This is a genomic window from Bacteroides sp. LFL-34 (genome assembly GCF_027257075.1).
Lineage (GTDB): Bacteria > Bacteroidota > Bacteroidia > Bacteroidales > Bacteroidaceae > Bacteroides > Bacteroides ovatus.
The window spans coordinates 69,705-92,156 of sequence record NZ_JAPQKZ010000022.1 but is presented as its reverse complement, the minus strand read 5'-3'; the positions used below and the strand labels follow the sequence as shown (position 1 = coordinate 92,156).

Annotated in this window: 14 protein-coding genes; 9 read left to right on the top strand and 5 right to left on the bottom strand. The window is 43.6% G+C overall.

Translation table 11 applies throughout. The features are described from left to right. Positions 1-9 precede the first annotated feature (9 nt). The 4 genes from N5O98_RS14565 to N5O98_RS14550 all read left to right on the top strand — a co-directional run bounded on the left by N5O98_RS14565 (position 10) and on the right by N5O98_RS14550 (position 7,114). The gene (locus N5O98_RS14565; protein ID WP_004309398.1) at positions 10-2,283 is read left to right on the top strand and encodes a GH92 family glycosyl hydrolase; all 2,274 of its coding nucleotides are present in this window, start codon (positions 10-12) and stop codon (positions 2,281-2,283) included. A 30-nt stretch (positions 2,284-2,313) separates the two neighbouring features. Beyond that, positions 2,314-4,470, top strand: a complete 2,157-nt coding sequence (locus N5O98_RS14560) for a GH92 family glycosyl hydrolase (RefSeq protein ID WP_004309399.1) — start codon at positions 2,314-2,316, stop codon at positions 4,468-4,470. Positions 4,471-4,548: 78 nt separating this feature from the next. After that, entirely contained in the window at positions 4,549-5,682 is a 1,134-nt protein-coding gene (locus N5O98_RS14555) for a glycoside hydrolase family 130 protein (RefSeq protein WP_061448034.1), read from the top strand. Between the two features lie 49 nt (positions 5,683-5,731). Continuing rightward, positions 5,732-7,114: an SGNH/GDSL hydrolase family protein gene (locus N5O98_RS14550; protein ID WP_118161410.1), complete on the top strand. Its 1,383-nt coding sequence runs from the start codon at positions 5,732-5,734 to the stop codon at positions 7,112-7,114. A 213-nt stretch (positions 7,115-7,327) separates the two neighbouring features. On the opposite strand, the gene N5O98_RS14545 is transcribed toward N5O98_RS14550, so the two are convergent. Genes N5O98_RS14545 through dxs form a run of 3 tightly spaced genes read right to left on the bottom strand, consistent with a single transcriptional unit; the run spans position 7,328 to position 12,046 of the window. Then, on the bottom strand, positions 7,328-8,779 hold the full coding sequence (locus tag N5O98_RS14545; RefSeq protein WP_118161409.1) for a TrkH family potassium uptake protein: 1,452 nt from the start codon (positions 8,777-8,779) through the stop codon (positions 7,328-7,330). Positions 8,780-8,799: 20 nt separating this feature from the next. Then, positions 8,800-10,140 (bottom strand): Trk system potassium transporter TrkA, encoded by a 1,341-nt coding sequence (gene trkA / locus N5O98_RS14540; RefSeq protein ID WP_004301492.1) that lies wholly within the window; start codon positions 10,138-10,140, stop codon positions 8,800-8,802. 1 nt (position 10,141) lies between these two features. Then, a complete protein-coding gene (gene dxs / locus N5O98_RS14535; RefSeq protein ID WP_004301493.1) occupies positions 10,142-12,046 on the bottom strand; it encodes a 1-deoxy-D-xylulose-5-phosphate synthase in 1,905 nt (634 codons plus the stop codon). Positions 12,047-12,213: 167 nt separating this feature from the next. On the opposite strand from dxs, the gene N5O98_RS14530 reads away from it, so the two are divergent. From N5O98_RS14530 to N5O98_RS14510, 5 genes are all read left to right on the top strand, one after another. After that, entirely contained in the window at positions 12,214-13,233 is a 1,020-nt protein-coding gene (locus N5O98_RS14530) for a GSCFA domain-containing protein (RefSeq protein WP_229127985.1), read from the top strand. Beyond that, a complete protein-coding gene (locus N5O98_RS14525) occupies positions 13,209-15,749 on the top strand; it encodes a bifunctional UDP-N-acetylmuramoyl-tripeptide:D-alanyl-D-alanine ligase/alanine racemase (RefSeq protein WP_118161408.1) in 2,541 nt (846 codons plus the stop codon). Before N5O98_RS14530 ends, N5O98_RS14525 begins: the two co-directional genes overlap by 25 nt. Before the next feature lie 157 nt (positions 15,750-15,906). After that, positions 15,907-16,128 carry a twin-arginine translocase TatA/TatE family subunit gene (gene tatA / locus N5O98_RS14520; protein WP_004301497.1) on the top strand — a complete coding sequence of 74 codons (222 nt, stop codon included), beginning with the start codon at positions 15,907-15,909 and terminating at the stop codon, positions 16,126-16,128. Between the two features lie 17 nt (positions 16,129-16,145). Further along, positions 16,146-16,982 (top strand): twin-arginine translocase subunit TatC, encoded by an 837-nt coding sequence (gene tatC / locus N5O98_RS14515; RefSeq protein ID WP_004301498.1) that lies wholly within the window; start codon positions 16,146-16,148, stop codon positions 16,980-16,982. Beyond that, positions 16,945-20,436 carry an AAA domain-containing protein gene (locus N5O98_RS14510; RefSeq protein ID WP_118161407.1) on the top strand — a complete coding sequence of 1,164 codons (3,492 nt, stop codon included), beginning with the start codon at positions 16,945-16,947 and terminating at the stop codon, positions 20,434-20,436. Before tatC ends, N5O98_RS14510 begins: the two co-directional genes overlap by 38 nt. Before the next feature lie 176 nt (positions 20,437-20,612). Here N5O98_RS14510 and N5O98_RS14505 read toward each other — a convergent pair whose 3' ends face one another. Both N5O98_RS14505 and N5O98_RS14500 read right to left on the bottom strand, forming a co-directional pair. Beyond that, positions 20,613-20,753, bottom strand: a complete 141-nt coding sequence (locus N5O98_RS14505; protein ID WP_153882606.1) for a hypothetical protein — start codon at positions 20,751-20,753, stop codon at positions 20,613-20,615. Between the two features lie 87 nt (positions 20,754-20,840). Next, positions 20,841-22,358, bottom strand: coding sequence for an MFS transporter (locus N5O98_RS14500; RefSeq protein WP_008642154.1), 1,518 nt, complete (start codon positions 22,356-22,358; stop codon positions 20,841-20,843). Positions 22,359-22,452 lie beyond the last annotated feature (94 nt).

The window sequence follows — 22,452 nt, the reverse complement described above, 5'->3', positions numbered from 1 at the left end:
AAAAGAACCATGAACAAACTCATTTATTTAGTGATCTTCTCTTTTTTCTCAACAGGTATATATGCCCAAATGAAAGACCTTGTGCAATATGTCAATACACTGCAAGGTACCGACTCTCATTTCGGATTAAGTTATGGAAATACATACCCTACTACCGGTATGCCTTATGCCATGCATACATGGTCTGCCCAAACAGGGAAAAATGGAGAAGGCTGGAAATATCAATATGCGGTAGATAATATCAGAGGATTCTGCCAGTCTCACCAATGCAGTCCGTGGATGAGTGATTATGCAGTGTATTCCTTTATGCCGATGGTGGGGAAATTAGTTGTAAATCAGGAGATGCGGGCAACGAAGTTCAGCCATGATAATGAAATAGCCAAGCCGCATTATTATAAAGTGATGCTGGATAATGGAATTACAACCGAGATGGCTCCAACTACTCGTGGTGTACATTTACGCTTTTCTTATCCCTCTACCGAAGACGCCTATCTGGTAATTGACGGATATACGGATATGAGTGAAATTAAGATTGATCCGGCAAAGAGACAAATCTCCGGTTGGGTGAATAACCAACGTTTTGTAAATAACTCTAAGACATTCCGTAGCTACTTTGTAGTGCAGTTCGATAAAGCATTTGAGGATTACGGTATGTGGGAAAATCAGAAAGATGAGATTTATCCTAAAAAGTTGGAAGGAGAAGGCAAAGGCTATGGTGCTTATATCAAATTTAAGAAAGGATCGAAAGTACAGGCAAAGGCTGCCTCTTCCTATATCAGCGCAGAGCAGGCTGTGATTACACTGAACGACGAACTGGGTAAAGATAAGAATTTGGAAGCCACCAAAATACGTGGACATAAAACGTGGAATGAATTATTGAACAGAATCCAGGTAGAAGGTGGAACAGACGAACAAATGAAGACTTTCTATTCCTGCCTGTTCCGTGCCAATCTCTTCTCACGCAAATTCTATGAACGTAAAGCGAACGGAGAACCTTATTATTATAGTCCTTATGATGGCAAAGTATATGACGGATATATGTATACAGATAATGGCTTCTGGGACACTTTCCGTTCTCAATTTCCATTAACTAATATTCTTCATCCTACCATGCAGGGACGTTACATGAATGCCTTGCTTGCCGCACAAGAACAATGCGGATGGTTACCTTCCTGGTCAGCACCCGGAGAAACAGGAGGAATGTTGGGCAATCATTCCATTTCGTTGCTGGCAGATGCGTGGGCAAAAGGGATTCGGACTTTTGATCCGGAGAAAGCCTTAAAAGCATACGCGCACGAAGCCATGAATAAAGGTCCTTGGGGAGGTGCCAACGGACGTGGTTTCTGGAAAGAATATTTTGAACTGGGATATGTTCCTTATCCGGAATCAATGGGATCGAGTGCACAGACAATGGAATATGCATACGATGATTTCTGTGGCTACCAACTGGCTAAAATGACCGGAAACAAACACTATCAGGAAGTCTTTGCCCGTCAGATGTATAATTATAAAAACGTATTCGATCCGTCTATCGGTTTTATGCGTGGAAAAGGCGTTGATGGTAAATGGCAGGAACCGTTTGACCCATTGGAGTGGGGTGGACCTTTCTGCGAAGGTAATGCCTGGCATTATACCTGGTCCGTATTCCATGATGTAGAAGGATTAATAGACTTGTTCGGAAGCGACCAAAGATTTACGACCAAAATGGATTCGGTATTCACCCTTCCCTGCACTATTAAACCGGGAACTTACGGAGGAGTGATCCATGAAATGAAAGAAATGGAATTGGCGGGTATGGGACAATATGCACACGGCAATCAGCCGATTCAGCACATGCCTTATTTGTATAGCTATGCCGGCCAGCCATGGAAAACACAGTATTGGGTACGCCAGATCGTTGAAAGATTGTATAATTCCACAGAAAGAGGATATCCGGGAGACGAAGACCAGGGTGGTATGTCATCATGGTATATCTTGAGCTCATTAGGCATTTATGCCGTTTGTCCGGGTACGGATGAGTATGTAATTGGCAGTCCGTTATTTAAGAAAGCTACTATAACGATGGAAAACGGTAATAAATTCGTGATTGAAGCGGATAACAATAGTAAAGAGAATCTCTATATCCAGTCTGCTACCTTAAATGGACGTGTGTTGAATAAGAATTTTATCAGATACGACGATATAGCAGACGGAGGAATTATCCGTTTTGAAATGGGAAGTCAACCGAATAAAGAACGATGTACGTCGAAGTATGCTGCTCCTTTCTCATTGTCGAAAGAATAAGAAACTAAAAAGATATAAGAAGAATACAGTATGAAAAATAAAATTTTAACAGGTTTATTATTGGTTTTGATTGGAGGGTGGGGGAGTCTCTCGGCGCAGAGCGCTGGGAGTAATTATGCCCGTCAGGTAAATACCCTAATAGGAACGAAGGGCGTGGGTTTGACTTCGGGATATCTTTATCCCGGAGCCACCTATCCTTATGGAATGGTGCAGTTCACCCCCTCTTATTTTTCCAAACGTTCCGGATTCGTCATCAATCAGTTGAGTGGTGGCGGTTGCGAACACATGGGCAACTTTCCCACTTTTCCGGTAAAAGGTAAACTGAAGATGTCTCCGGACAATATTCTCAACTACCGCATCAATATTTCTGAAGAAAAAGGACACGCCGGTTATTATGAAGCAAAGGTGCAGGAAGATATTCATGCAAAACTGACAGTAACCGAAAGAACCGGTATGGCGAGTTATGAATATCCGGCAGATCAGCAATATGGTACGGTAATTATCGGTGGAGGCATTTCCGCAACTCCGATAGATCAAGCCGCCATCGTCATTACTGCACCGAATAAGTGTGAAGGATATGCAGAAGGCGGTAATTTCTGTGGACTCCGTACACCGTATAAAGTCTATTTTGTAGCAGAGTTTGATACGGATGCGTTGGAATCGGGAACATGGAAAAGAGATGAACTGAAGCCGAACACGACTTTTGCTGAAGGAGAATACTCCGGAGTCTATTTTACTTTTGATGTAAATAAGAAGAAAAATATCCAATATAAGATTGGGGTTTCTTATGTATCAGTAGAAAATGCACGCGAGAATCTGAAAGCGGAGAATACCGGATGGGATTTCCTGCAGATTCAGAATCAGGCAGAATCCAAATGGAATCATTATTTGGGTAAGATTGAAGTAGAAGGAACCAATCCGGATCGTACCACTCAATTTTATACTCATCTGTATCGTTCATTCATTCACCCGAATGTATGCAGCGATGTGAACGGAGAATACATGGGAGCTGACTTCAGAGTGCATAAATCCCGTTCCAAGCACTATACTTCTTTTAGCAACTGGGATACCTATCGTACACAGATTCAACTATTATCAATCCTTGATCCTGAAGTAGCCTCTGATATTGTTATTTCTCACCAATTGTTTGCCGAAGAAGCTGGTGGTGCTTTCCCGCGTTGGGTGATGGCTAATATAGAGACCGGCGTGATGCAAGGAGATCCGACTCCTATCCTAATATCCAATGCTTACGCTTTTGGTGCCCGCAATTATGACCCGAAACCGATTTTCAAAACCATGAGAAAAGGAGCGGAAGAACCGGGAGCAATGTCACAGGAGGTTGAGGCTCGTCCGGGACTGAAACAGTATTTGGATAAAGGATATTACAACGCTTCTATACAACTAGAATATACTTCCGCTGATTTTGCAATCGCACAATTTGCCTTACATGCCGTAGGAGATGAGTTTGCAAGTTGGCGTTATTTCCATTTTGCACGTTCATGGAAGAATCTGTATAACCCGGAAACCGGATGGTTGCAATCACGTAATCCGGATGGTTCGTGGAAACCACTGACTGAAGATTTCCGTGAATCGACCTATAAGAATTATTTCTGGATGGTGCCATACGATATTGCCGGGCTGATAGAAATCATCGGAGGCAAAGCAGCGGCAGAAAAACGCCTGGATGAATTCTTTACCCGCTTGGATGCCGGTTATAATGATGCCTGGTTCGCTTCCGGCAATGAACCGAGCTTCCACATTCCCTGGATATACAACTGGGTAGGAACTCCCTATAAAGCACAGGAGATTATTAACCGTGTATTGAATGAACAGTATTCAAGTAAAATTGATGGTCTGCCGGGCAATGATGATTTAGGGACGATGGGCGCCTGGTATGTGTTCGCTTGTATCGGTCTTTATCCCGAAATACCGGGAGTGGGAGGCTTTACGGTGAACACTCCGATATTCTCATCCGTGAAAGTTCATTTGAAGAAAGGGGATATAGTGATAAAAGGCGGTTCGGAAAAGAATATTTATATCAAGTCCATGAAGCTAAACGGTAAACCGTATGACAGTACATGGATCGATTGGGACCAACTGAATAATGGGGCTACAATAGAATACACTACCTCGTCCAAGCCTGACGTGAAGTGGGGAACTAAAGTGACGCCTCCCTCTTTTCCTTAAAGCAAATCAACGAGGTATATGAATTTATGATATAAGATAATTTTGTAAGAGCACTTATTTATAACATCAAACGTGAAAATGAAAAGAAAACTACAAAACATAGCTTATCTACTGATGGCTGCCGCATTAATCACTTCCTGTGGCGAGAAGAAGCAAACAGCAGAGTTCCCGGATTGGGCGTGGGCAGATTTCCAGCGTCCGGAAGGTATTAATCCGATTATTTCTCCTGACACTACTACCTTTTTCTATTGTCCGATGAGACAGGATTCAGTAGCATGGGAAGCGAGTGATACGTTTAATCCCGCTGCTACTGTTTATGATGGGAAAGTAGTAGTCCTCTACCGGGCTGAAGACAATTCGGCAACCGGTATCGGATCACGTACCTCCCGTCTGGGATATGCCTCTTCTGACGACGGACTACACTTCAAACGAATGTCCGTACCTGTATTTTATCCGGCAGACGATAGTCAGAAAGAACTGGAAAATCCCGGCGGTTGCGAAGACCCACGTGTTGCCGTAACAAAAGACGGACTTTACGTAATGCATTACACACAATGGAACCGCAAACAGGCGCGTTTGGCAGTGGCTACCTCGCGCGATCTTCAAACGTGGGAAAAACATGGACCGGCTTTCGCAAAAGCATACAACGGAAGATTCATAGATGAATTTTCCAAATCTGCCTCTATCGTAACCCAATTAATCGACGGCAAACAAGTGATTGCCAAGATTGACGGCAAATACTGGATGTACTGGGGAGAAAAGTTTGTGAATGTAGCCACTTCCACAGACCTTGTCAACTGGGAACCGATGTTGGATGAAAATGGAGAATTCCTGAAAGTGATGGTTCCCCGCGCAGGTAAGTTCGACAGTGACCTGACCGAATGTGGTCCTCCTGCCATCCTGACTGACAAAGGAATCTTGCTGCTTTATAACGGCAAAAATAAATCGGGCGCAGAAGGAGACACACTGTATACAGCCAACTCTTATTGCGCCGGACAAGCCTTATTTGATGCCAAAGATCCTACTAAACTAATCGATCGCTTGGATAAACCTTTCTATATTCCCGAATCAGACTTTGAAAAGAGCGGACAATATCCAGCCGGAACCGTATTTATAGAAGGGCTTGTATTCCACAATCAGAAATGGTTCTTATATTATGGCTGTGCCGATTCACGCGTGGCAGTTGCCGTATATGATCCTCTCAAAAAATAAAGAAAACGTTCATAATGAAAATAACAGTTTATAAAATAGAAATTAAGACATGAAAAAACTTTTTGTATTGATTGCAGCGGCTTGTATGACATGTACTGCTGCGTTTGCACAAACTGTGAAACCTTTTAAGGAGGGTGAGAGAGCAGTGTTCCTGGGAAATAGTATAACGGATGGTGGGCATTACCATTCATACATCTGGTTATATTATATGACTCGTTTTCCGGATATGCCTATCCGTGTTTTCAACGGTGGTATTGGTGGAGATACGGCGTATGATATGAATAAACGCCTGGATGGTGATATTTTTGCGATGAAACCTTCCGTGTTGATGGTTACTTTTGGTATGAATGATTCCGGATATTTTGAATATAACGGTGATAAGCCCAAAGAATTCGGTGAGCAGAAATATCAGGAAAGTATAAAGAATTACCAGCAGATGGAGAAACGTTTTAAAGATCTTCCTGATACCCGTATCGTGATGGTCGGAACTTCTCCGTATGATGAAACCGTACAACTGAAAGAGAATACACCGTTCAAGACAAAAAATGAAACTATCAAACGGCTTGTTGAATATCAGAAAGAATCGGCAGCTAAGAATAATTGGGAATTTACCGATTTAAATGCTCCTATGACAGCTATTAATCAGCAATATCAGCAGAAAGATCCTACCTTTACCCTTTGTGGCAGTGACCGTATTCATCCCGATAACGACGGACACATGGTGATGACCTATCTTTTCCTGAAAGCCCAGGGATTTGTAGGTAAAGAAGTAGCGGATATGGAGATTAATGCTAATAAAAAACAAGCCGTTAAGTCGGAAAATTGTACCGTTTCAAATATAAAGAAGAATGGAAAAGATTTGAGTTTTGACTATTTGGCAGAAGCTCTTCCTTATCCTTTAGATACTATTGCTCGTGGTTGGGGACAGAAAAAGAGCCAGGCAGAAGTGCTGAAAGTTGTTCCTTTTATGGAAGAGATGAACCGTGAAACGTTGAAAGTAACAGGACTGAAAGGCAATTATAAGTTGTTGATAGACGATGAAGAAATTGGAACCTGGAGTGGAGATGAACTGGCAAAGGGCATTAATCTTGCTGCTGAATCCAAAACTCCCCAATACCAACAAGCATTGACGGTGATGCACCTGAATGAATATCGTTGGGAAATTGAAAGAACATTCAGAGAATATGCGTGGTGTGAATTCGGCTTTTTCCAGCAAAAGGGATTGCTGTATGCTGACGACAGAAAAGCGATCGAGGTGATGGATGAAAACTTGGATAAAAACGTTTGGTTGAAGGGACGTCGTGATATGTATTCAAAGATGATGTTTGAAGCTGTCCGTGATGCTCGCCAACAGGAAATGGATGTTCTTATCAATAAGATTTATGAAATAAATAAGCCTGTTGTAAGAAAGATTTTACTTAGAAAGATATGATGTGATAACAACGTACAAATACGATAGAATACTCACCGTAATGAGAAAGAATTCTCACTGTAATGAGAACTTTTTCTCATTGCGATGAGTATTTTTTCTCATTACGGTGAGAATCGTTGAGAATATATGAATAGATAAGTACTCTTTGTAATAGCCTGATAATGTACTCCTTATTGTAGCTTTTGCATTAAAGAGACTACCTTTATTGAATTCTTAATTCTTTTTCCAGAAATCGGAAGTGAAAAGTAGTAATACTGTAAACAATTCCAAACGTCCCAAGAGCATTAAAAAAGAAAGCAGCCATTTGGCGGCATCAGGCAATTGACTCCATGAAAAAGCCGGGCCGCATGTACCGAGTCCCGGTCCCATATTACCCATACTTGAGATTACGGTTCCGATTGATTCCAGAAAACTGACTCCCAGCCCCATCATGATAAGTATGCTGATGATAGCGATGACTGCATATAAAAAAGTAAAGGCCAATACTGTAGACTGGATGGAAGGAGAAATAACCTGTTTGTTAACTCGCACCGGGAGCACGGCATTAGGGTGAAGAATATGTTTGAATTCGTTTTTCACAACCTGAAACAGGATAACCATACGAATACATTTTATACCTCCTGTTGTACTGCCGGCACAGGCTCCGATGATCATCACTATTACAAGGCATCCCCAAAGGATAGAAGGCCAAAGCATATAATCGGCTGTGGCAAATCCCGTAGAAGTTTGCAAGGAAATCACTTGGAAAAGTGATTTACGGAACGCCTCTTCTATCTCCATAGAAGAAGTCTGATGAAGCCAGACTGCAATAAATATAGTAAAGAAAGAAACACACCAGAAATAGAATTTTAGCTCTGCATCATGAATGAACTTCTTTATTTTTCCATTGAACATCAACAGTAATAGCGTGAAGTTGATGCCCGAAAGAAACATGAAAATAGAGATTACATAATCTATATAGGGTGAGTGGTAATATTCGATACTTGCTTGTTTGGTAGAAAATCCGCCAGTGCTGGTTGTCGTGAAAGCATGGCATATACTGTCAAACACACTCATACCTCCAAATACTAATAAGACAATCAATGTCCCTGTCATTCCGGCATAAATACCCCAAATCCATTTGGCAGTGATACCAATACGGGGATGCACTTTGTCATGAGTAGGACCGCTGGCTTCTGCTGCAAACACCTGAATCCCGCCCACACCGAAAATCGGTAGAACGGCAATGGTGAAGAATACAATACCCAAACCGCCTATCCATTGTGTCATAGCCCGCCAAAAAAGTATTCCATGAGGCATTGACTCTATATTATTCAAGATGGTGGCACCCGTACTGCTGAACCCGGACATCGTTTCAAAAAATGCATCCGTAACACTTGGGATATACCCTCCTATATAATAAGGTAACATTCCGAAAAGGGAAAAGGTGACCCATGCTACACTGACTATGACATATCCATCACGGCGATTCAGGGATTTCACTGCGTCTTTCCCGATGGCGAGCAACAGAATACCGATGCTAGTGGTAATAGCCGATGAAACCAGAAAACTCTGCAAGTCATTCTCCTTATAAAAAAGAGAAACACCCCCACAACATAATAGCATAACTGTTTCTATTAGAAGCAGAAAACCCAGAATCCGGAATATCATCTTCGAGTTAATCATATACAAGTATTTGTTGATACTTAGTGAAAGAACTTCTCAATCTTTTTAATCATCATGCTTAGGCAGAATACGACTACATGGTCGCCGGGGCGGATTTGCGTATCACCTGTCACCAGGATACCTTCTCCGTTACGGATCATTCCTCCGATGGTGGTGCCTTTGGGAAGTCCCAGGTCTTTAATCAGGTGTTTGGTTATTTTGGCCCCTTCCGGTACGGTGAATTCTGCAACGTCCGCATTGGCAAAAGTCAGGCATTTCACATTAGACACGTCGGCGTCCAACATCATTTGGTAGATATGGCTGGCAGCAATCATTTTTTTATTGATAACTGTGCCGATGTCAAGACTCTCTGCCATACCAATATAGTCGATGTTCTCCACTTCTGCCACCGTCTTTTCCACTCCCATACGTTTGGCGGCGAGACAGGCAAGGATATTCGTTTCCGAGTTGCCGGTCAGGGCTACAAATGCTTCGGTATTCTTTAGCCCTTCTTCGATAAGCAGATCCATGTCGCGACCGTCTCCATTGATAATCATTGTTTTGTCATCCAGTAGCTCTGTCAGACGGTTGCAACGGTTCAGGTCATTATCCACTATTTTCACCTGCATATAGTCCGGCACATATTGTGCGGTACGGACTGCGATACGGCTACCTCCCATAATCATTACATTGCGTACGTCGGCATAGTCTTCTTTGCCGGCTATCTTACGTATATAAGGAATGTATTTGCGGGTAGTGGTGAAATAAACAATATCATGCAATTTAATAACATCGTCTCCGCGAGGGATAATCGTTTCCGTTCCGCGTTTGATGGCTACTACATGGTAAGGAATGTTGGGACCGCCTAATTGGTGCAGCGGTATATTCAGGATTTCAGCCTTTTCGCGCATCTTCGTACCAATCAGAACCAGCGAACCTCCACAGAATTCCCACCATTGGCGTACCCAGCTCATGCGCATGGAAGATACGATTTCTTTAGCAGCCAGCATTTCCGGGTAAATCAGCGAATCTACTCCCAGCTTCTGGAAAAACTCTTTATTTTTGGGTAGAAGATATTCATAGTTGTCGATACGCGCCACTGTCTTTTTGGCTCCCAGGTTGGTAGCCAGCATACAGGCAGTCATGTTGCGGCTTTCGTCCGGTGTGACTGCGATGAACAGGTCGGCTTCTTTGACGCCCACTTCTTTCAATCCGGAGATGGAAGAAGGAGAAGCGGCAACAGTCAGCAAGTCAAAGTTGGCGCTAAGAGCACTTAGTTTCTCTTCGTCATCATCCATCAAGATAATATCTTGCTTTTCGCGCGATAACAGTTTGGCCAAATGGGTGCCTACGTTGCCGGCACCGGCAATAATAATCTTCATGTCAATTGATAAATTCTTTTATTTTAGTCAGAATCCCTTCTTCATCCATGCCGCACAGTTGGTATAGTTCGGCAACTGCCCCATGTTCTACAAATATATTAGGGATACCGATACGCTTCACGGTCGGTTTGTATTCGTTGTCTGCCATAAATTCGAGGACAGCGCTACCCATACCGCCTTTGATAATTCCGTCTTCGATAGTCAGGATACGTTGGAATTTACGTCCTGCCTCATGCAACAACTCTTCATCCAGCGGTTTCAGGAATCGTAAATCGTAATGGGCGATGGACAGACCTAAATCTGCTTCTGCCCGGGTGATGGCACGGGCGGCTACGTTTCCTATCGGTCCGATAGTAATCACTGCAAGGTCGCTACCCTCTTTTAGTTTCCGTCCTTTTCCTACCGGAATTTCTTCCAGCGGACACTTCCAGTCTACCAGTACACCGCGTCCACGGGGATAACGGATCACGAACGGTCCCTTGTCCGGCAATTGTGCAGTATACATCAGGCGACGTAATTCATGTTCGTCCATCGGGGAACTGATAGTCAGGTTGGGGATCGGGCGTAAACATGCCATATCAAAAGCTCCGTGATGAGTAGGACCGTCTTCGCCAACCAATCCGGCGCGGTCGAGACACAAAACAACTGGGAGATTCTGAATCGCTACGTCGTGGATGATATTATCATGCGCCCGTTGCATAAAAGAAGAATAGATATTGCAGAACGGTTGCAGTCCGTCTTTAGCCATCCCTCCGGAGAAGGTAACCGCATGTCCTTCGGCAATGCCGACATCGAAAGCGCGTTTCGGCATTTTCTCCATTAGTATATTCATCGAACAGCCGCTGGGCATGGCGGGAGTGACACCGACAATCTTCGGGTTGGCTTCGGCAAGTTCCACCAGTGTATTTCCGAATACGTCCTGGAAAAGCGGGGGCATTCCTTCGGTGTTGGCAATGAAACGTTCGCCGGTGACGGGATCGAATTTGCCGGGAGCATGCCATTCGGTAGCGTGTTTCTCTGCCGGACCGAATCCTTTTCCTTTGATAGTATGCAGGTGCAGGATTTTAGGTCCTTGCATATCTTTGATATCACGTAATACTCTTGCCAGGTTCTTTACGTCGTGTCCGTCTATCGGACCGAAGTAACGGATATTCATCCCTTCAAAAATATTCTGTTGCTGTGCCGCCATTGATTTCAGGCTATTTCCGAAACGGATGAGTGCTTTGCGGCGTTCTTCGTTTAAAATGCCAAGCTTGAACAGCATGCGCGAGAGCTTGAAACGTAGCTGATTATAGCGGTTGGAAGTCGTTAAGTTGAAAAGATACTGCTTCATGCCTCCTACGCTGCGGTCGATTGCCATATCATTGTCATTCAGGATAATGAGCAGGTTGTTCGACGTGGCAGATGCGTTGTTCAGTCCTTCAAAAGCCAGTCCGCCACTCATTGATCCGTCGCCGATAATGGCTACTACATGGCGTTTGGCGTCTCCTTTCCGGGCGGCTGCGACAGCCATACCAAGAGCGGCAGAAATAGAATTGGAAGCGTGTCCGCACGTGAAAGTATCATATTCGCTTTCTTCCGGAGACGGGAAAGGGCGGATTCCACCGAGTTTCCTGTTTGTGGAAAATGCTTCACGGCGTCCTGTAAGAATTTTGTGGCCGTATGCCTGATGCCCCACGTCCCATACAATACGGTCGTATGGTGTATTGTAGACGTAGTGCAGAGCTACGGTTAGTTCCACGGTCCCCAGGCTGGCGGCGAAATGTCCGGGGTTGCAGCAGAGTTCTTTAATAATGTCTTGTCTTAGTTCACCACATACTTCCGGTAGTTGCTCTACGGTTAGTTTACGTAGGTCTTCGGGGTAATTGATGGAGTTTAACAAGTTATATGTTGGTTCACTATTCATGATTCTAGGAAATTTAGTGCAAAAATACGAAAAGAAAGTATATTCGACCTCCTTTTTTTTATAAAATCTTATCCGGTATAAAGACGTATCTGTTTTTCTATGCTTCTTAAGATTATTGAATCGTGAGGAAAAAGAGGGCGGAAATAGTTTTTTGATTACTTTTGCACATGAAACGTAATGAAATGATGGAAAATCGTATGAACTTTCAAACATCTGTAGAATTACCTGCCGGGATGCCGTCGGTCAGTCATGCAGATCATATTCTTCTGATGGGGTCCTGTTTTGCGGAAAATATCGGGCGACAATTAATGGATGCCGGATTTCAACTGGACCTGAATCCTTTTGGTATTCTTTATAATCCTTTATCCGTCTCATCTGCTTTGAGGGAGATTATAAGAAATAAGGAATACAACAAACAAGATCTGTTTGCCTACAAAGATTTATGGCATAGCCCGATGCATCATGGCTCTTTTTCTGCTTTTACGCCCGAAGAGACATTGCATACCATAAATTCACGTCTTCACCATGCTTATAAAAAACTGCCGGAATTGAACTGGCTGATAGTGACAATGGGAACTGCTTACGTTTATAAACAAAAGGAGAGTGGACAAGTGGTAGCTAATTGCCATCAATTGCCGGAGAGTCACTTTTTGCGTTACCGGCTGTCTGTTGAAGAAATTGTAGAAGATTATACAGCACTCATCACCGAAATGGCCGCCCGGAATCCGGATCTAAAATGGCTGTTTACAGTCAGCCCGATCCGTCATATACGCGACGGGATGCACGCCAACCAGTTAAGCAAATCGACTCTGCTACTCGCCATCGACCGATTGCAACAACTGTTCCCGGAACGAGTGTTCTATTTCCCCTCTTATGAAATCATATTGGACGAATTACGTGATTATCGCTTCTATGCCGACGATATGTTGCATCCGTCTCCTCTGGCGATTCGTTACCTGTGGGAACGCTTCTCCGAAACCTTCTTTTCTTCTGAAACAAAGCAGGTTATCGTAGCTGTGCAAGACATCCGCCGGGACTTGGCGCACAAGCCTTTTCATCCCGAGTCAGAGGCGTATCAACGCTTTTTAGGACAAATAGTGTTAAAAATAGAACGACTTATCGGAAAATACCCGTACTTAGATTTTCAAAAAGAAACAGAACTATGTCATATGCGATTGAATCCATAGCCAAAAGTATCGGTGCCCGCCGTGTGGGCAAACATAAAGCGACTATTGATTGGCTGCTAACAGACAGCCGCTCTTTGAGTTTTCCGGAAGAAACTCTTTTTTTTGCTTTAACTACCAAACGAAATAGCGGAGCCCGTTATATCCCCGATTTATATGACCGGGGCGTACGTAATTTTGTAATTACGGAAGAAGACTTTAAAGAAGTTGAGAATGGAGAGTTGAGAGTTGAGAGTTCTATGCAGCATGATGGTGCGCAGCCCACTCTCAATTCTCAGCTCTCAACTCTCAACTTCCTCATCGTTCCCAATCCTCTGAAAGCTTTGCAGAAGCTTGCCGAAACACATCGTGATAAATTTAAGATCCCTGTGATCGGTATCACCGGCAGTAATGGAAAAACCATTGTGAAGGAGTGGTTGCACCAGTTGCTTAGCCCGGATCGTTGCATCGTTCGTTCTCCACGCAGTTATAATTCGCAGATTGGAGTCCCACTTTCTGTGTGGCAACTTTCTGAAGAAGCCGAACTGGGTATTTTCGAAGCCGGCATTTCCGAGATGGGGGAGATGGGAGCTTTGAAACGAATGATTAAGCCTACCATTGGTATTCTGACCAATATCGGTGGTGCCCATCAGGAAAACTTCTTCTCCTTGCAGGAGAAATGCATGGAAAAGCTGACGCTTTTCAAAGACTGTGATGTCGTGATTTACAACGGTGATAACGAGTTAATCAGCAATTGTGTCGCAAAATCAATGCTGACGGCACGTGAGATTGCCTGGAGCCGTACCGACATTGAACGCCCGTTGTATATCAGCCGTGTGACCAAGAAAGAAGATCATACCGTTATATCCTATCGTTATCTGGAGATGGATAATACTTTCTGTATTCCTTTCATCGATGACGCTTCCATTGAAAATGCACTGAATTGTCTGGCAGCTTGTCTTTACCTGATGACACCTGCCGACCAGATAACTGAGCGGATGGTCCGTCTCGAACCGATTGCCATGCGTCTGGAGGTGAAAGAAGGGAAGAATAACTGTGTACTGATTAATGATAGCTATAATTCAGACTTGGCATCATTGGATATTGCTCTCGATTTCCTTGTACGCCGCTCGGAAAAGAAAGGCTTGAAACGGACACTTATCTTGTCGGATATACTGGAAACCGGGCAAAGTACCGCTACGCTTTATCGGCGTGTGGCACAATTGGTACAGAGTAAAGGTATTAATAAACTGATTGGAGTAGGGCAGGAGATATCTTCTTGTTCCGCCCGTTTTGATGATGATCTCGAACGCTATTTCTTTCCTAACACAGAAGCACTCCTTGCATCCAATATACTCAAATCGCTTCATTCGGAAGTGATTTTGGTGAAAGGTTCCCGCGTGTTCAACTTTGATCTGGTATCCGAAGCCCTCGAATTGAAGGTGCATGAAACCATTCTCGAAGTAAATCTCGGAGCGATGGTAGCCAACTTGAACCATTACCGTTCTATGCTTCGCCATCCGGAAACAAAGATGATCTGTATGGTGAAAGCATCAGCTTACGGAGCCGGTTCGTATGAAATTGCCAAGAGTTTACAGGAACACCATGTCGATTATCTGGCCGTAGCCGTTGCTGACGAAGGTTCCGAACTCCGCAAGGCAGGCATTACCGCCTCTATTATCATTATGGACCCGGAACTTACCGCATTCAAAACCATGTTTGATTATAAACTGGAACCGGAAGTCTATAATTTCCATCTGCTTGACGCACTCATCAAAGCTGCGGAGAAAGAAGGAATCACCAACTTCCCCATTCATGTGAAACTTGATACAGGTATGCACCGTTTGGGCTTTGCGGTGGAGGATATTCCATTGCTTATCCGTCGACTGAAGAATCAGAGCGCGGTGATTCCCCGTTCGGTATTCTCTCATTTTGTAGGAAGTGATTCGTCACAGTTCGACGCTTTCACCCGCGGACAGATTGAATTGTTTGAGAAAGGTTCGCAAGAATTGCAGGCCGCCTTCTCTCATAAGATTCTCCGTCATATCTGTAATACGGCAGGAATCGAGCGTTTCCCCGAAGCACAGTACGATATGGTGCGCTTGGGAATCGGACTTTATGGAGTCAGCCCGATAGACAATTCGATAATACATAATGTAAGTACGCTCAAGACCACCATCCTTCAGATCCGGGATGTTCCTCAAGAAGATACGGTAGGATATAGCCGGATGGGGCATTTGGTACGTCCTTCACGCATTGCAGCTATTCCTATTGGTTATGCGGATGGACTGAACCGCCACTTGGGACGCGGCAACGCCTATTGCCTGGTGAACGGAAAGAAAGCTCCTTATGTGGGGAATATCTGTATGGACGTTTGCATGATTGATGTGACGGATATTGATTGTCGGGAAGGCGATCAGGCTATCATCTTCGGTGATGATCTGCCGATTACGATGTTGTCCGATAAGCTGGAAACGATTCCTTATGAAGTGTTGACAAGTATATCGACACGGGTGAAACGGGTATATTATCAGGATTAATTCACCACAGATTACACGGATTCACACAGATTGAAGAGAATATATAGTAGCAATAAATCGAAAGATAAGCTATAAATCTGTGTGAATCCGTGTAATCTGTGGTGAAAATGATTATATTTGCAGCAACTATTAAAAACCTCTTATATCAAATAAACTTATGACAAACTTATTATTGTTAGGCTTTTTGCCCAGTGGTTCCGAATGGATTATTATCGCTTTGGTTATCCTTCTTCTTTTTGGTGGAAAGAAAATTCCTGAACTGATGCGCGGATTAGGCAAAGGCGTAAAGAGCTTCAAAGACGGTGTAAACGAAGCGAAAGATGAAATAAACAAGGCTAAAGACGAGTTGGACAAACCTGTAGATCCTTCTAAGAACTAAAAGAGCACAACATACGGATGGCAGAAATGACCTTTTGGGATCATTTGGACGAATTGCGTAAGGTACTTTTTCGGGTAGTTGGAGTTTGGTTTGTATTGGCAATAGGCTATTTTATTGCTATGCCCTACCTCTTCGACCATGTAATACTTGCGCCTTGCCACAATGATTTCATATTCTACGATTTATTACGGCATATCGGTAAAACATTTGATTTGACCGATGACTTCTTCACGCAACAATTTTATGTGAAGCTGGTCAATATCAACTTGGCTGCTCCTTTCTTTATTCACATGTCGACAGCATTTTGGATGTCGGTGGTGACGGCTATGCCTTATATCTTTTTTGAAATATGGCGTTTCATCAATCCCGCCCTTTATCCGAATGAGAGAAAGGGCGTGCGTAAAGCATTGACTATCGGAACACTGATGTTCTTCATCGGTGTACTGTTGGGCTACTTTATGGTTTATCCGTTGACTCTCCGTTTCCTTTCTACTTATCAGTTGAGTTCGGAAGTGGAGAATATCCTGTCGCTCAATTCTTATATCGACAATTTTATGATGCTGATTCTCTGCATGGGATTGGCTTTTGAACTTCCATTGGTTACATGGTTGCTTTCTTTAATGGGAGTGGTCAACAAGTCCTTCCTGCGGAAATACCGCCGTCATGCGGTTGTCGTCATAGTGATAGCTGCTGCTATTATTACTCCGACGGGAGACCCGTTCACCTTGAGTGTTGTTGCTATTCCGCTTTATCTGTTGTACGAGATGAGTATTTTGATGATAAAGGACAAGAAGAAAACAGAAGAGGAAGTTGAAGATGAAGCTGGAGATGAAGTTGCCCTGTCCGAAGAGTGAAGCGATAGAATCTTATGAAATCCTTTTAGCAGTTTGCCGGGCGGAAGATACCCATCTTGCCGTAGGATATAAGCAAATGCGCGACTTGCTGGAGCGTATTTGTCGCGCGCAAATGCAAAACGAAAGCTTACAGATGACCGACCTTTCCGCACGAATCAGTTTCGTGGCGGCTAAGGTCGGTCTTTCTGTTGCAGAGCAGAACCGGCTGCATACTTTCCGGCTCACTTCGAATGCTATCTTGAACCGCCAGCAGGAGCCCAACCGGGAACAACTCTTGCGCGATGCGAAAACATTAGCTTTCTTTATTCGTAAACTCCTGGAAGAGGATATTCCCTTGGAATTATACCGCCTACTTCCGCGTGCGGATGCCACCTACCTGGTTGCGCCTCCTGCCCGCGAACGAGTGCAGCGGATGCGTGTCTGCTTCCAGTATGCCGACGAGCAATATTTGTATGTGACTCCCTTGGACGAAGTCTCGGAGAAACCATATTTAGTTCGTTATAATATCCCTCAAATCAATGAAGAGTTTGCAGAAACGTGCAAACTGCTTTGGCGTCATGCCCAGGTCAATTTATTGGATGTTGCAGTGGATGAGGCGGGAATCCTGACTCCTTCTTTCATTGTACTCGAACCGGATTATTTACTTGACATCAGTTCTTTGGCAGAGTGTTTCCGTGATTACGGGCATCATCCGGCCAATTATTTTCTTTCCCGTCTTCAACCGATCGAAAATGCCCGGCCTCTGTTGCTGGGAAATATAGCCAATCTTTTCCTGGACGAATGGATTCATGCGAAGAGTGAAGACATAGATTATCGTACCTGTATGCAGAAAGCCTTCCGGCGTTATCCTATTGAGCTGGCTGCCTGTTTCGATTTGCGCGACAAAGAGAAAGAACGCCAATTCTTTGAGGACTGCAAACTGCACTTCGATCATATTCGTGAAACGGTCAATGATACCTTTCATGCAGCCGGTTATGAACTGGACAAGACGGATGCCGTGCTCGAACCGTCTTATATTTGTGAAGCACTCGGACTTCAGGGACGTCTCGACTATATGCAGCGGGATATGTCTTCTTTCATAGAAATGAAATCCGGCAAGGCGGATGAATACGCTATTCGGGGCAAGGTAGAGCCGAAGGAGAATAATAAAGTACAGATGTTACTTTATCAAGCAGTCTTGCAATATTCAATGGGAATGGATCACCGGAAAGTGAAAGCCTATTTGCTTTATACCCGTTATCCGCTTCTTTATCCCTCCCGTCCTTCATGGGCGATGGTACGTCGGGTGATTGATTTGCGTAACCGGATTGTGGCCGATGAATATGGCGTCCAATTACGCAACAGTCTGGAATATACGGCACAAAAACTGGAAGAAATCAATGCCTCCACCTTGAATGAACGAGGATTGAAAGGACGTTTTTGGGAAACATACCTGCGTCCCTCTATTGATAACTTTCAATCGAAACTGAAAGCTCTTTCTCCACTGGAAAAGAATTACTTCTATGCGGTGTATAACTTTATTACAAAGGAACTTTATACCTCAAAATCCGGTGATGTGGATTATGAAGGACGTACCGGGGCAGCTTCTTTATGGCTTTCTACATTAGCGGAGAAATGCGAGGCCGGAGAAATCATCTATGATTTGAAAATAAAGGAAAATCATGCGGCCGATGAACATAAAGCCGGACTTACTTTTTCTTTCTTTAAAAAGGAAAAGGCTGGGGAAACTTTGTTGAATGAGTCTGCCGTAAATGACATTACCGGAGATAAAACTATTGGAAATGATATTACTGGAAATGAAGCCTCTGCAAGTAAGACTGTCAGAAGTGAAGCTCTTGAAACAGAGACTTCTCTCCCTAATTTCCGTCAAGGCGATGCCATTATCCTTTATGAACGTAACCGCGATACAGATAACGTTACCAATAAAATGGTTTTCAAGGGTAATATTGAATACCTGACAGAAAACGAAATAGGTATCCGCTTACGTGCTACCCAGCAGAACCCATCCGTACTTCCTGCCGAAAGCCTTTATGCGATAGAACATGATACAATGGATACAACATTCCGCTCGATGTATCAGGGGTTATATATTTATCTTTCTGCAAGGAAGGAGCGGCGTGACTTATTGTTGTCACAGCGTCCTCCTCGTTTTGATGAATTATTGGATTCCATGATTTCCCGTTCGGAAGACGATTTTACGCGAATCGCCCTGAAAGCAAAAGCCGCACAGGATTATTTCCTTCTTATCGGACCTCCGGGAACAGGTAAAACTTCATGTGCCCTGAAGAAAATGGTAGAGACTTTTCATGCAGATAAAGATGCGCAGATTCTTTTGCTTTCATACACCAACCGGGCTGTCGATGAGATATGCAAGTCGCTGGCTTCCATTGCTCCGGCTGTTGATTTTATACGTGTGGGAAGTGAATTATCATGTGATGAAGCCTACCGCGGGCATCTGATTGAAAATGAATTATCCTCTTGTAACCGTCGTTCGGAAGTGTATGAACGCATCCGGAATTGTCGGATTATTGTGGGAACGGTAGCGGCTATTTCCGGCAAACCGGAACTGTTTCGTTTGAAGCATTTCGATGTAGCCATTATTGATGAGGCTACCCAAATATTGGAACCGCAGTTGTTAGGCATTCTCTGTGCACGTGGAGAAGACGGAAAAGATGCAATAGATAAGTTTGTGTTGATCGGAGATCATAAACAACTGCCTGCTGTGGTACAGCAAAATACGGAGCAATCGGCCATTTATGATGAATCTTTACTGTCTATCGGGTTGACCAATTTGAAAGATTCCTTGTTTGAACGCCTCTACCGGAACTGTACTGCAACGGTTCAACGTTCCTACGATATGCTGTGCCGTCAAGGGCGAATGCATCCGGAAGTTGCTTTGTTTGCTAATCGTGCCTTTTATGGAGGGCGTCTGATCCCTGTCGGCCTACCTCACCAAATAGAATCATCCGATACCATCTGTCGTTTGGCTTTTTATCCCTCTGTGCCGGAGAAGGTCGGAGCGTCTGCAAAGATCAACTATTCGGAAGCACGTATTGTTGCCGACTTAGCTGTTCGCATTTATGAAGATCATCAGGCAGATTTTGACGAATCCCGTACTTTAGGAATCATTACCCCTTACCGGAGTCAGATAGCATTGATAAAAAAAGAAATAGAATCATTAGGTATTCCAGCTCTGAACCGAATTCTAGTTGACACAGTAGAACGGTTCCAGGGAAGCGAACGTGATGTAATAATCTATTCCTTCTGTGTCAACTACCCTTATCAATTAAAATTTCTATCCAATCTGACGGAAGAAGAGGGCGTTTTGATCGACCGGAAACTGAATGTTGCCTTGACCCGTGCAAGAAAACAGATGTTCATTACAGGAGTTCCCGAACTACTCGAACGCAATCCACTCTATAAAAGTTTATTAAAATTAATAGAAGGCTCCTGAAAATTGCATCATTTTTGCAGATGTTAGTTTTTATTCTCTCTTTATGCAATTCATTAACACCTCTATATTGAACAAACGCCTATATTTGCAACACGTTTTTTTCATAGAGATTTAGATTTAAGGTTAGAAGAATTGTGGAAGTCGTGAGACTTCCCTTTTTTTCATCTTAACGTTTACTATACTTCATTATAGGAATGCAAAAACACTGTTTCTAGTGTTTCGGTTAAAAATTTTGCAGGAGGATGATGCAGGATAAGTAAACCTAAAAAGCCTTCTTCGTGAGAAGAGGCTTTTTTATTTTTCTTTTCATTTTTCATTTTTTTGAATAATTGGTTAAAAACAAAAGAGTAACTCGGCGACGAGTTACTCTTTTGTTTTTAACGATTCTATTTGTACGAATAGATTTAATCCAATACGATAGGTTTGTATTTCGGAACTAATGCCTTCATGATAACCCAACCCAACAGATAAGCTACTGCACACACGCAGAAGATGATGAAATATCCGGCCGGTTTACCTTCGAAGCCCATAAATGTCATGGCAGGGTGAACAAATTGTGCCCCTTGTTCCAACAACTCTTTCGTCATTTCCACCTCATGACCGTCAACCATCGTTGTTCCGGAAGCATATACGAACAAGTTACCTGCCACTTTCTGAAGAATCATAGAGCCTACGCCTCCTGCCATACCACCTATACCGGTGATACTTGCAATAGCTGTTCTTGGGAACATATCGCCTACGGTAGAGAATATATTGGCCGACCAGGATTGATGAGCAGCTCCACCAATACCGATTAAGATAACCGGAAACCATGGAGAAACAGTACCTAACGGTTGTGCTAACAGTACAACCAGCGGGAAGAAGGCGAAGATTAGCATCGCTTTCATACGGGCTGCATACGGATTCATGCCTGTTCTGTTGATGAAGATAGTAGGTAGTTTACCACCATAGATAGATAACATAGTCACTGCATAAAGCGTAAAGATCAACGCCATACCTAGCGGGTCGGAGGTTTTGATACCGAATTGTGTATTCAGATAAGACGGAGTCCAGAAAAGGAAGAACCACCATACGCCGTCAGTCATGAACTTACCGAAGACAAAGGCCCATGTTTGTTTGTAGCTGAAACATTGCCAGAACTTCATTCTCTTTTCATCTTTTTCGTCTGTCATTGGAGCACTGCCTGCTTCGCGATTATCTTGCTCGATGTAGTCAAGCTCTGCCTGATTGACATGTTTGCTTTTCGACGGGGCATCATACATAAACACCCAGAATCCCATCCAGATAAAGCCAAGTCCACCAATTACGATAAATGCCATTTCCCAACCGAACATTTTTGCCAGGATAGGAATGGTAAGAGGAGCGATCAATGCTCCGATAGATGCACCGGCATTGAAGATAGAAGTAGCATAAGCACGGTCTTTTTTAGGGAAGTACTCTGCGGTTACTTTAATAGCGGCAGGGAAGTTACCGGCTTCTCCTAAAGCGAGGATACAGCGGGCGGCGAGGAAGCAGTACATACTGACCGTAGCAATAGTCACTACCACATCTCCTGTGGCACCGGCCAGTTCTGCTGCGCTATGAAGCCCAACTTGTGCTTCTGTAACAATACCACAAACGGCATGAAGACAAGCACCTGCCGACCATACACCGATAGCCCATAGAAAACCTTTTTTAGTTCCCATCCAGTCGACAAAACGACCGGCAAACAGCATACATATAGCGTATACAATGGAGAAAACAGAAGTAATAGTACCGTAGTGAGATTCGTCCCAGTGGAATTCCGGTTTGATAAATTCATCCCACGTCAATGAGAGAACCTGACGGTCGAGATAGTTAACTGTAGTAGCAAAAAATAGCATAGCACAGATGGTCCATCTGTAGTTTGTCATCTTTTCGCCTGTTTTTTGAAATGCATTCATGATAATGGATTTAAATAGATTTTGTTTCGTTGACAAAGGTCGGTATTTCGACTGAATTTTATTTGTAAAAATTGGTCAAAATCATGTATTATTC